General features: G+C 47.8%; 10 protein-coding genes. 5 read left to right on the top strand and 5 right to left on the bottom strand.

The window, feature by feature from the left end; all coding sequences use genetic code 11:
- Positions 1–32: 32 nt before the first annotated feature.
- From Q0882_RS13320 to Q0882_RS13310, 3 genes are all read right to left on the bottom strand, one after another.
- Complete coding sequence (locus tag Q0882_RS13320) at positions 33–491, bottom strand: RDD family protein (protein WP_299182580.1); 459 nt, start codon at positions 489–491, stop codon at positions 33–35.
- 4 nt (positions 492–495) lie between these two features.
- Positions 496–1,746: a YeeE/YedE family protein gene (locus tag Q0882_RS13315; RefSeq protein WP_299182577.1), complete on the bottom strand. Its 1,251-nt coding sequence runs from the start codon at positions 1,744–1,746 to the stop codon at positions 496–498.
- Between the two features lie 170 nt (positions 1,747–1,916).
- Positions 1,917–2,714, bottom strand: a complete 798-nt coding sequence (locus tag Q0882_RS13310) for a tetratricopeptide repeat protein (RefSeq protein WP_299182575.1) — start codon at positions 2,712–2,714, stop codon at positions 1,917–1,919.
- A gap of 362 nt (positions 2,715–3,076) precedes the next feature.
- On the opposite strand from Q0882_RS13310, the gene Q0882_RS13305 reads away from it, so the two are divergent.
- A complete protein-coding gene (locus Q0882_RS13305; RefSeq protein WP_299182572.1) occupies positions 3,077–6,739 on the top strand; it encodes an EAL domain-containing protein in 3,663 nt (1,220 codons plus the stop codon).
- A gap of 153 nt (positions 6,740–6,892) precedes the next feature.
- Positions 6,893–8,116 (top strand): diguanylate cyclase, encoded by a 1,224-nt coding sequence (locus Q0882_RS13300; RefSeq protein WP_299182570.1) that lies wholly within the window; start codon positions 6,893–6,895, stop codon positions 8,114–8,116.
- A gap of 33 nt (positions 8,117–8,149) precedes the next feature.
- On the opposite strand, the gene gloA is transcribed toward Q0882_RS13300, so the two are convergent.
- Complete coding sequence (gene gloA, locus Q0882_RS13295; RefSeq protein WP_299182567.1) at positions 8,150–8,542, bottom strand: lactoylglutathione lyase; 393 nt, start codon at positions 8,540–8,542, stop codon at positions 8,150–8,152.
- Between the two features lie 177 nt (positions 8,543–8,719).
- On the opposite strand from gloA, the gene Q0882_RS13290 reads away from it, so the two are divergent.
- Both Q0882_RS13290 and fldB read left to right on the top strand, forming a co-directional pair.
- Positions 8,720–9,043: a phasin family protein gene (locus Q0882_RS13290; protein WP_299182565.1), complete on the top strand. Its 324-nt coding sequence runs from the start codon at positions 8,720–8,722 to the stop codon at positions 9,041–9,043.
- Positions 9,044–9,104: 61 nt separating this feature from the next.
- Positions 9,105–9,626: a flavodoxin FldB gene (fldB, locus tag Q0882_RS13285; protein ID WP_299182562.1), complete on the top strand. Its 522-nt coding sequence runs from the start codon at positions 9,105–9,107 to the stop codon at positions 9,624–9,626.
- A gap of 15 nt (positions 9,627–9,641) precedes the next feature.
- Here the strand turns inward: fldB and nhaD are convergent, their stop codons facing one another.
- Positions 9,642–11,093, bottom strand: coding sequence for a sodium:proton antiporter NhaD (nhaD, locus tag Q0882_RS13280; protein WP_299182559.1), 1,452 nt, complete (start codon positions 11,091–11,093; stop codon positions 9,642–9,644).
- A 329-nt stretch (positions 11,094–11,422) separates the two neighbouring features.
- Between nhaD and prfB the strand changes: the two genes are divergently transcribed.
- The gene (gene prfB / locus Q0882_RS13275) at positions 11,423–12,517 is read left to right on the top strand and encodes a peptide chain release factor 2 (protein ID WP_299182557.1); all 1,095 of its coding nucleotides are present in this window, start codon (positions 11,423–11,425) and stop codon (positions 12,515–12,517) included.
- Positions 12,518–12,521: the final 4 nt, after the last annotated feature.

Raw genomic sequence — 12,521 nt, 5'->3', positions numbered from 1 at the left:
AAAAAAAGCATAGCCTGAGCTATGTCTTTTTTTCATTCGAGGATTTTGGCGTTTTTGGGTAACTCCACCACATGGCTGCTTGAAGCCATATCGTGCCAGGCCATCTTCTGCTTACTGATAAACATCCATAAGAAACCGACACCGCAGCACAGGAGTGAGATCCAGCCGACCAGGTAACGCAGCAGGCATTGGGTAAAGTTCAGGCGATACCCTTCGGTGGTCTGGACACGTAAACGCCAGGCCAGCATCCCTAGTGTCTGACCGTTGCGCATCCAGAAGTAGGATAGGAAGAGATAAACCAAAACAAAGAGAAAGGATTGGAACAGCGGTCCTTCGACAGATTCCCCATCATTAAATCCCATGGTGATGATGCCGGTGGAAACCATCAATAGGGCGATGATCAGCATCATGTCATACACAAACGCGCCCAGACGCTTCATCGGGCTGGCGGTTTTAATTTCAGAATATGTTTCTTTAAAGGCTCGGCTCATCAGGTTAACACGCACTTCGGGTCGAGGTTTTATTTTCAAGCTTAAAGAGTGGACGAAGATAACTGCCCACGTAGCTTCCTGCAAAAGCGGCTACCAGCCAGAGCCAGCCATGGAGACTGCCTGAGGCGATACCACCAAAATACGCGCCGATATTACAACCAAACGCGATCGTAGCGCCATAGCCAAGCATCACACCGCCGATTAGTGCGGCAATCCAGTGTAGTAACGGTAGTCTCCACTGGAAGGAAAATTTACCTGCCATCGCGGCGGCAACAAAGGCGCCCAACAGAACGCCTGCATTCATAACTGAATTAACATCACTGCTGAGGGACTCTTCCAATGCGGCTTCGCGCCCCGGCTGTAGCCAGTAGGTCCAGAAATCCATCTCTAGTTCAAGTTCGAGGAGCATGGCTAATTTCGCACCCCAGAGAGGGTATGCCACAGCGACTGCCCATGGGCGCCCTGTGATGGCGAGTGTTGTAAAGTTAAGCAGAGCGAGTACCAGTGCCCCCCAAATGAATGGCCAGGGGCCCTGTAGATATCTTCGCCATTGGGTTAATCCCTGATGAGGTTTGTCCGCTTCCACTTCGCCGTGTGTGCGTTTCTCTAGCCAGTAGGTGAAGCCTGCGATGGCTGCAAACAGCGCAAGATTGATCAGGATTGCAGGTAATACGCCTGCTGTTTCAATGACTGAAACCGGTGCCAGCTGCGGTTTTTCCATCCACCACTCATAGTCAGCTGTTGCCCAGAGGCCGCCCACCATAAATCCAAACATGCTTGGGATCGCTCTTAACTGGCCCCCACCAGCATGGTAAAGATTACCGGATGCACATCCATTACCCAACTGCATCCCTATGCCGAAGATAAATGCACCGATTAGGACAGAGAATCCGAGTGGTCTGACATAACCTCGAGCCTCCTCCCCGAACAGCTCTCCCGCCCCGAGTGCCGGGAAGAATAGGCAGACTGCGACCGCCAGCATTACCATCTGAGCCCGTAAACCTCGTCCACGTTTATTGATGATGAAGTTGCGCCATGCGGTCGTGAATCCAAAGGAGGCATGATAAAGCGCCAGGCCTAATAATCCGCCAATGACCATTAACCACATCTGCTGCGGGGATTCGTTCTGGTTGAGCCAGTACAGTGAGTATGCGAATGCAGTCAGGGCAAGGCCGGACGTGATCAGGTTGCTGTTGCTGGTTTGGGGATCAGTGCTGATTGCGTAATCAGTCGGCGGCGTTTGCACGCTGTTCATAGGCGTTTCATCGTATAGAACTGTGTATCGGGGGAGTGTCGGTTCTGCGTCCGATCATCCGGGAAAATTAAAGCTGGTTATTATATCACCAATTTCCTATGGGGATTAGCACAATAAGTCTAAGAAAAAGGCGATCCGAAGATCGCCTTTTTTGTGATTTTGGCAACGACTTACTGACCGATATAGGTTTTTCGGTACTCTTCAGCAAGTGATTTCGCTTCAGCCAGCTCACTGTCATTCAGTTTCATGACTAAGCGTTTTTCAATCTCAACCGCGGTGCGGTTGCCCAGTTCTGCTGCGTTGTGCATCCAGGCATAGGCCAGAATGTTGGTGTCTTGATCTGCTTGGGAACCATGGCTGTTTGAGTACAGTGTGCCCAGGAAAAACATGGCATCGGTATGACCCTGCTCTGCAGCTTTTCGGTACCAGCGTTCAGCTTCTGCGAAGTCCTGAGTAACGCCTGTACCAAAGTTATAGCAACGCCCGATGTTATGTTGAGCCGCGATAAAACCCTGGTCTGCAGATTTTAGGTACCACTGGATAGCCAGATCTGGATTACGTTTCATGCCGTAACCAAACTCTGCCATCTCACCTAATCGGTTCTGAGCGTTGGCATCGCCTGCTTCTGCAGCTGGCTGAACTGTCTTAAGCTCTAATTTATACTCTTTGTCTTTGATAGCACGCAGACTGTTTACGTTACCGATATGTCCAAGTGCCGCACCGCGAGTGTAGAACTGAACAGCCTTAGCTTCATCTTTATCAACACCCCAGCCATTTTCATACATCTGGCCAACCATATTCAGGGCGTCAGGATCCCCCTCTTTTGCCAGAGGCGCTAACTCTTCAAGAGCGGTTTTGTAATCTTGCTTATCAAAAGCGATAGAGCCTTTGCCCAGATTTGCAGCCATCAGGTCAGTGGTCGTGATGCTTAACATCAGGCTTGCAGCTAAAAGAATCTGTTTCTTCATCGAGTGTTGCCCATATTAATAAGTTAGGGTTCGAGAGAGGTCGCCAATTATACCCAAATTGGATCGGAATTGTTGATTACACCTAGGATTAAGCGCTCCTAAACAGTGAAATCGACCCCGAAATAGATGAAGGTACTTAAGCATTGGCTAATTTAGTGCGCGATTCTATATTAAGATCTGGGTGCAGCACTACTCTCATTTTCATTCTGTTGCGATGGATCAATTCTAACTAAAATGTTTTTATAATACATTAATACGGTTGTTTAATATACATTCACCTTAGTGCTTATAACGATGTATTCTAACGGTTCGTGTCTTAGAATCGTCTAAGCTTGAATCAACTTGTGTTGAAGTTCATGGATATGAATCTGAATACCCTGGAAATTGAGTCAGTACCACTCAAAGCTATATTGACAGCGGACGTCGTTAAGGTTTCCCCCGATGTTGCGCTCACTCATGTTCTGTCGTTAATGCAGCAGCGCTCTATCAGCAGTGTTGTTGCGGTTGATAAGGCCGACCGGCCTGTTGGTATTTTTACAGAGCAGGATGCGATACGTCTGATCTCAGAATCCAAAGCGGTTCAAGCTTTGACAATGAAAGAGGTGATGAGTCAACCACCGATCATTGTAAAGTCTCATCTGGGCTATGGTGATGCCTATCAGGTGATGTCAGAGCACAAAGTGCGCCATCTGGTGGTGGTTGATGATTCCGGTGTGTTAATCGGTTTAGTCAGCGAAGGGGATTTTCTTCACCATATGGGGATGGAGTATCTGGTTGAACTGAAGACAGTCGCCAGCTCTATGACACGTAAAGTCAGCACGATTGATCATGCGGAGCCCCTATCTGTTGCAGTCTCGATGATGCGCGCACAAAAAATCAGTTGTGTCGTTGTGACGATTGATGATCTCCCGGCGGGCATTCTCACTGAGCGAGATATGGTGCGCTTGGCGGGGTCCATTGAAGCCGCTGAGCAGGTGTGTGTGGCCGACGAGATGGTTTCGCCACTGATTACTATTAGTGCTGATACACCGCTACAGCATGCAAGTCGTCTGATGGAACATCATAAAGTCAGACGCCTGGTGGTGATGGATGCTGGCGGTGTTCTACAGGGGATACTAACTCGACATGATATCGCGAAGTCTCTTCAAGGCTCCTATATTGAGTACCTTCAGGAAACACTGCTGCGCAAAAATCGTGACCTTCAGAGTACCGAAGCGCGACTGCGTGATGTGGAGCAAAAAGCGTTCTATCAGAACTTAGTGGAGCAGGTCAGTGATGCAATCTACATCATTGATGCGGATGATGGCCGAATACTGGATGCCAATCTGCAGGCTGCCAAAAGCTTGATGATGCCGATGAGTGATCTCTTAAATCTTAGAGTCACAGATATATCTGCCCAGTTTACAACGTTAGATCTTTGGTTGAATCGACATGTACAAGAATTAAAAGCAAAGAGAGAGCTGCTGTTTGAGTCTGGGCATAAGCGCAGTGATGGTCATATTCTCCCGGTAGAGGTGAAGGCGAAGCTCATCAGTTTGGGAAATAAAGAGTATGTGGTCGCGATTGCACGCGATCTGACTGAGCGCGACGTTGCAATCCAGAAGCTGACGGAGAGTGAGCTGAAATTCCGCACGCTATTTGATGAGTCTCCAATACCGATGGCGTACGTAACTTTTAATGGCGATCTTATCAGTGTGAATCGCCAGTTCCGAGAGACCTTCGGTTATCAGGTTGACGATGTGCCAACTCTCAATGACTGGTTTGATCAGGCTCACCCTGATTCCAACTATCGGGAGAGCGCCAGCAGCTTATGGGCTGAGCTGGTTGAGGTTGCCCGAATGGGTGATCACAAGATCGATCCTTATGAGTATTTTGTGACCTGTAAAGATGGCGACGAGAGGATTGTTAAAGCTTCAGGGGTGACAACCGAGGATGGTTTCCTGGCGATACTTGAAGATGTCACTGAACATAAGCAGGCTACCGCGGCGCTTAAAGAGAGTGCTGAGACCTATTTTGGAGTGATCACCACAGCCCTGGATGGTTTTTGGATTGTCGACGGTAAGGGGTATCTGCTTGATGTGAATGAGGCTTATGTACAGATGTCCGGTTATAGCCGTGACGAGTTGGTCTCGATGCAGATCGGAGATCTTGAAGCCCTTGAGTCTGTACACGAGATTAAGCAGAAAATTTCTGAGATTAAACAGGTGGGGGGGCGCCGATTCCTCTCCACGCACAGACGGAAGAGTGGCGAAAAGTACGATGTAGAGATCAATGTCACTTATTGGCCGGGCGGAGGTGGGCGTTTCTTCGTCTTTGTTCGAGACGTTACAGAGCAAAAGCTGAATGAGGAGCGATTGCGTCAGGCGGCGGCTGTTTTTGCTCACACCAATGAGGGAGTCATGATCACTGATCCGGATGGCACTATCCAGATGGTGAATAGTGCCTTCTGCCACCTGACCGGATATACGGAAAGTGAAGTGATTGGTCATTCATCCCGGATTCTGCAGTCGGGCAGGCATGGTGATGATTTCTACCAGCAGATGTGGCAATCCATTAGTGAGAACGGTTACTGGCAGGGTGAGATCTGGAATCGACGAAAAGATGGTTCAACCTACCCCGAGCTCCTAAGTATTAGTGCGGTAGAGGGTGAACAGGGCAAAGTGTCCCATTATGTGGGAGTGTTCGCGGATATCTCTAAAATGAAGGAGTCTGAGGATAAGCTGGTTTATCTGGCTCATCATGACATGTTAACGGGCTTACCGAATCGCTTAGTGCTACAGACACGTCTAACACAATCCCTGGCGCACGCTAAACGGCAGAACTCTTCTATAGCTCTGCTGCTGTTAGATCTGGATCGATTTAAAGATGTTAATGATAGTTTCGGTCATGCTGCCGGAGATGACCTGCTTAAGCAGGTGGCGTTGCTTCTATCTGACAGAGTCCGTGAAACAGATTTAGTCTGCCGTATGGGGGGCGATGAGTTCGCAATCCTGCTGGAGGATCTGGATCATCCAGAAGATGCAGGGAAAGTTGCGAATGAGCTGATTGGCTCTTTATCGACCAGTTGGAATCTGAGCAATCGCTGTGAAGTGGCGATTGGAGGTTCAATCGGCATCAGTATCTATCCTAATAGAAGTGAAGAGCCTGAAGCGTTGCTGCAACATGCGGATGCGGCCCTCTATCGCGCAAAAGCCGAGGGGCGTGGGCGGTTTCACTACTTTACAGAGGAGTTAACGATCGATGCCCGCAACCGGTTAGATATGGAATCGCGGTTGATGAAAGCGATCTCCAACGGAGAGCTTTGCGTCTATTTTCAACCTCAGGTTCGTATGGATAATAATCAGTTGGTTGGTGCAGAAGCCTTGGTTCGCTGGATCGATCCTGAACGGGGTGTCGTACCTCCGGATCAGTTCATACCGCTTGCAGAGCAGACCGGCTTGATTAATCGCATTGGTTATTACGTGCTTAAAGAGAGCTGTGAGCAGCTAAAAAGATGGCTGGATGAGGGGATGGCTCCTCTACTGGTTGCTGTGAATATCTCTGCGGTTCAGTTGCGACACTCTGACCTGGAGGAGATTGTCGCTGGGATTCTGGAAGAAACTGAACTGCCGCCTGAGTTATTGGAGCTAGAGATAACGGAGAGTGCCCTGATGGAGAGGGAGAGTGAAGCGATAGAATTACTACAAAATCTACGTAATTTAGGGGTGCGTATCGCACTGGATGATTTTGGGACAGGTTATTCATCCCTCTCCTATCTTAAAAAATTTCCTCTGGATGTGCTTAAGATCGATAAATCCTTCGTTAATGATATCCCCCATGATAAAGACGATATGGTGATCGCATCCACTATCCTGGCTATGGGGCACAATTTAGGCCTTAAAGTGCTCGCCGAGGGGGTGGAAACTGAGGAGCAGCTTATGTTTTTGAGAAGTAAGGCATGTAATTTTTATCAGGGGTATCTCACCAGCAAGCCTCTCCCGCCAGAAGAGTTCAGGCAGTTTGTGGATCAGCATTCAGTCAATTGACCCTCTATTTTTTTATATGAGCCTATAGATGGATAGGCTTTTGCTTCGCAATCCAGCAGGATGAGCGAGCATTTTTATCTAAAAATGCTAGGATTAGAGTTCTACAGGGATTTTTTTGCACCAAGGTGGTAGCTTGTCTAGAGGTATTGTTGCATGAGTCCCAGGGAACTTTCGAATGCTCCCAATCTTTTTTTAAAGCGTTTCAGCTTTATCGCAGTATTGTCATCACTGGTGCTACTTTTACTGTCAGGCTTTGCTTCGTTTAAGCTGTATGAGCGTTATGTTTTACGGCTGGCGGAGTCGAATGCCTCAAATCTTGCGGTGTCCATTATGCATGCTCACCGTGAGATATTGGATAATGCATTAGCTAAGCCTTTTCTACCCAATGATGAGATCCTGCATCTGGATAAGACCCTCAGAGCGTTTCTTACACCCTATGGTATCCTGAAAATTAAGCTTTTTGCGCCGAGTAATATTGTAGTTTATAGCAATGATTTTGAGATTATTGGAAAGGGCGCAGTAGGGAATAAACATCTGGAGATTGCGCTTTCCGGAGGGCGGAGTTCGACGATACAAACTAAAGATCAAGTTCATGATATGGCCGCTGAAAACCGTTTTGATGTTGATGTGGTAGAGAGCTATGTTCCGATGAGGGATGAATCAGGCTCGGTTATTGGTGTTTTCGAAATCTATCAGGATATGACAGAGTTTAGAGCAGAAGTTAACCAGGGCGTTCTGCTCTTTATGGTTGGGATCTCAATAATTTTGTTCTGTGTCGTTATAACGGCTTACATATTTATGCACAGTACTGCGCGTAAGCTTTTGAGTCAGCAGCACCTTCTGGAGCAGTTAGCAACAATCGACAGTGTCACCAATATATATAATCGCGCGGAGATAACGCGAAGGATTGAAGCTGAGTGGGAACGGTTTAGACGGGGATGTTCTGACGAGAAAGGTTTTGGGATCTTAATGTTGGATATCGATCATTTCAAACAGGTTAACGATCAATATGGACATCAGGTGGGTGATGAGCTGTTACGCTACTTTGCTCACCGGTTACAGGGGGAGTTGCGTCTCTATTCGGATCTGGGTCGATATGGTGGAGAAGAGTTTATTGTGTTGTTGCCTGAAGTGAGTGAAGAGCAGCTGATGTCGGTTGCTGAGAGAGTGCTCATGATGGTCTCTGCTGAACCATTTCAGATAAACGGTTATCAGATCCCCTTAACGGTCAGTATCGGGATCGCACTGGCCTCGCACCAGGATCTTAATCCTGATGCGGTTATCAAGAGATCAGATGAGCATCTTTATCGTGCTAAAGAGAAAGGGCGCAACTGTATATCAGCCGCACAGAACACTGCCCCGGCGTTTGCTGTTTAGTGGTGAAAATCAACCACTGATTGGATCTCTACGTTAATCGTTACGTTTGCTGCCAAGTAGTTCAATCATATAACCATCAGGGTCTTTTACAAACGCAAGTACGGTGCTTCCGTGCTTCATCGGCCCAGCATCACGGACAACCTTGCCCCCTTTCTTTTTAATCGCTTCACAAGCGGCATATACATCTTCAACCTCGATCGCCAGGTGACCAAATGCGCTGCCTAGTTCGTAACTGTCAGTATCCCAGTTATGCGTCAGCTCCAGTGCGGTGTGTTGTGCTTCATCGCCGTAGCCGAGAAATGCCAGTGTAAATCGTCCATCTGGATAGTCCTTGCTGCGTAATAGTTTCATTCCCATCAGCTGTGTATAGAAATCAATAGATTGTTGTAGATCAGTTACGCGCAGCATGGTGTGTAAAAAGCGCATTTTTCAGCATCCTTTGTGTCGATATTTGGTATTATGAGAGCAATATAGGCTTTGCCATTGTATCGCTAGAGTGCTTTATTATAAGGGTAGATATCAATAAGTCCTGCGCTCTTTATGATGGTACTGTGAGTGCGATGTTGTAGTTTCTCTGGTGACTTTTAAGGGAAGGTGGTGATTATGTTCCAAGATATGAATAAAAAAATAACTGATTCTATGGGACCGTTCAAAGAACTGGTTAATATTCAGACTAAAATGCTGGAAGAGCTTACACGTCAGCAGATGGAGTGCACCAAATCTTGTATCGAAGCGACCATTCAGCAGACAAAAGAGATGCAGAAGTGCCAGTCCCCTTCTGATCTGCTGGAACTACAGCGCAGCTATGCCAAAGAGCTTGAAGAGACACTCAAATGTGCGAGTGAGCAGAATATGAAGGCGCTTCAGGAAGCCCGTTCCGAGATAGAGGGGATGGCTCAGTCTACATTTGATGCTTTCAATAAGTAGTAATTACCTGTGTTAAAAGCAGCCATGGGCTGCTTTTTTTGTTTGTAGAGTTGGGAATGAGATGAGTAGATCGATCGGTTTGTTTTATGGGTCAACGACCGGAAACACAGAGAGTGTTGCTGACCTGATTGCCGAAAATATTGGGCTGGATAAGGTTCATCGTATTGATATTGCAGCTGATGGGCTGGATAGTCTGGCTGAGTATGAGCATCTGATACTGGGTATTCCGACTTGGGATTTTGGCGAGCTTCAGGAGGACTGGGCCGATCTTTGGCAGGTGCTAGATGCAGCTGAGGTTGAGGGCAAAAGCTGTGCCTTGTTCGGACTTGGTGATCAGATTGGATACAGCGAGTGGTTTCTGGATGCGATGGGATTGCTGCATGAACGTATGCGGGCGCGAGGTGCCAAGATGGTGGGGTACTGGTCTGTTGAAGGCTATGACTTTGAAGCCTCAAAAGCGCTAACGGACGATCAAAGCCAGTTTGTGGGATTGGCGATCGATGAAGATTGTCAACGTAGCGAGACTGAAGAGCGTGTTACACGCTGGTGTCAGCAAGTTCTTTCTGAATTTGGTATGGCCTGAACTGAACGGAAAGCGTTAAAACATATTATGTAACAGCATATGGGTGAGAATACCGCAGAGATATCCGAGTATGATCGCCCAACTCCACTTCAGGTGGCTTGCGAAGGTATATACCCCCTGAGCCTGTCCCATCAGGGCGATCCCTGCAGCAGAGCCAATCGATAAGATAGATCCGCCGACGCCCGCCGCCAGTGTAACCAGTAACCATTGCGATAGATCCATCTCTGGTTCCATGCTGAGCACCGCAAACATTACTGGAATGTTATCAACAAGGGCTGATGCAAAGCCAACTAAGATGTTGCTGGTGGTTGCGCCCAGACCGGTATACATCCATTCCGATAGCAATGCTAAATAGCCCAGCGTTGCTAACCCTCCTACACAAAGTACAACCCCATAGAAGAACATCAGGGTATCCCATGAGGAACGCTCCACTACTTTGAAGATATTAAAACGCCTGATTACATCTGAATGGTCCCCTTTGGCGTGTTGGTGAGTCTGCATGTTCTCTGCGTGATGGTGAGTTATATGTCCCTGTTCGTGCACGATGGGTTCATGTTTGCTGATGTAAAAGCCAAAGAGCTTGAGGATGCCCAGTCCGGTCATCATGCCTAAAACCGGGGGAAGGTTAAGAATAGTATGCGCCAGAATGGAGAGGGTAATTGTAAATAAAAAGATAAAGATGATTGTTGCTGCCCCCTTTTTCATATGGAGGCGCTCCGTTTCCCCGGATGGGGGCGCGCTTTCTATTACTGTACTCATAATGGCAGCAGGGATTAGCCAGGTGATCAATGCGGAGGGGAAAAGGTGAAGAAAGTCAGCAAAATGGACCAGGCCTTTCTGCCACACCATCAGAGTGGTAATGTCGCCAAAGGGGCTGAAGGCTCCTCCGGAGTTGGCAGCGATTACAATGTTGATACAGCCCACCGTGATAAATTTATGGTAGTGGTTGCCGACTGCCATCAATACCGCGCCCATCAAAAGGGCTGTAGATAGGTTATCAGCGATAGGTGAAATGGTGAAAGCAAGTGCGCCGGTAATCCAGTAGATCTTGCGTAAGGAGAATCGCTGTACGACCAGCCAGGACCGGATCGCAGCAAAAACCAGACGTTCCTCCATCGTGGTGATGAAGGTCATTGCGGCCAGTAGGAACAGGAATAGTTCTGCATACTCCAGAATGTATTGCCTAACTGCCAGGCCCGCTGTGAGGTTATCACCACTCAGTGCGTAAGCAATACCGGTGAGAAGCCAGATAAAGCCTGCTGCGACCATCATAGGTTTAGATTTGCGTAGATGGATCGCTTCTTCACCTAGAACAAAACAGTAGCCCACGATAAAAACGATGAGGGCCAGAATACCAAAAATAGACTGTGTCAGATCGATTAGCAGAAGTGAATCTCCGCCAGTAAATGCAAATATGGCCGGCGAAAAGCAGATCAGGCTGAGTCCTAGCAGATATTTCGACAACATGACTGAATCAGGTTTCCTTCTATACCATTGTTTTGAAGCCAGACATTGCCAGTGTGCCAGTCGAGTATTGAAACTGCTAGCGCGTCAGCAGAAAACTCTTACAGATTATCGATAGCTTAAAGTTTGGATTCAAGTGAGTAAGACAGCTTAGAGTAATACCTGATTTTTAGCCTGCTGAGCAGCTATTAGTTTACTTCAGTCTCCCCTTTTTGAGATGTGTATCGCTGGTTTATCATCTGCCCAACTTATCCACCTAAATTGGTAGTGTTATAGACCGATTTTCGGTAAAATACTGCCCTTTTTTAATCTGCCGGCTACGATTCTATACCATGGAAATTAACCCGATTCTCAACAACCTCAAAGATATTACTGAGCGTACAGAAGCGCTTCGTGGCTTTCTTGATTACGAGGGTAAGAAAGAGCGCCTGGAAGAGGTCACGCGTGAGCTTGAAGATCCCGCTGTTTGGGATAACCCGGAAAATGCGCAAAAGCTTGGGAAGGAGCGCTCAACGCTTGAGGGCGTAGTCGAAACTATCGATGAACTGACTGCCGGTGTCGATGATACCCGTGATCTTCTTGAGATGGCTGTTGAGGAAGATGACGAAGATACGGTTGCTGAAGTGGAAAATGATGTCAGCGCTATGCTGGCGAAGCTGCAGCAACTGGAGTTTCGCCGTATGTTCTCCGGTGAAGCTGATCCAAACAACGCCTTTTTAGATATTCAGGCGGGCTCAGGTGGAACCGAAGCTCAGGACTGGGCTGAGATGATGCTCCGCATGTACCTGCGTTGGGGTGAGGATAAAGGCTTTAAAACTGAACTGCTGGAATGTTCTGCTGGTGATGTCGCGGGCATTAAATCGGCAACAATCAGTTTTCAGGGTGAGTATGCCTTTGGTTGGTTGAGGACTGAGACGGGTGTACACCGTCTGGTGCGTAAATCACCGTTTGACTCAGGTGGCCGCCGCCATACCTCATTCTCATCTGTGTTTGTCTCTCCCGAAATTGATGACAACATTGAGATCGACATTAATCCAGCTGATCTGCGTGTCGATGTGTATCGTGCATCGGGCGCGGGTGGTCAGCACGTTAACCGAACTGAATCTGCGGTACGTATTACTCACGAGCCTTCTGGCATCGTGGTACAGAGCCAGGCTCAGCGTTCTCAGCATCAGAACAAAGATACCTGTATGAAACAGCTTCGAGCTAAGCTCTATGAAGTTGAGATGCTCAAGCGTACTGAGGCTGCACAGGAACAGGAAGATTCCAAGGCGGATATCGGCTGGGGAAGCCAGATCCGTTCTTATGTACTGGATGATCAGCGGATCAAAGATCTCCGGACTAATGTACAGAGCTCCAACTGCGATAAAGTGCTGGATGGAGATCTGGATCTGTTTATTGAAGCCAGCCTGAAAGCTGGCCTGTAAAGAA

This window comes from uncultured Neptuniibacter sp., assembly GCF_947498015.1.
Taxonomy (GTDB): domain Bacteria; phylum Pseudomonadota; class Gammaproteobacteria; order Pseudomonadales; family Balneatricaceae; genus Neptuniibacter.
This window is presented reverse-complemented; position numbering and strand designations above follow the sequence as displayed.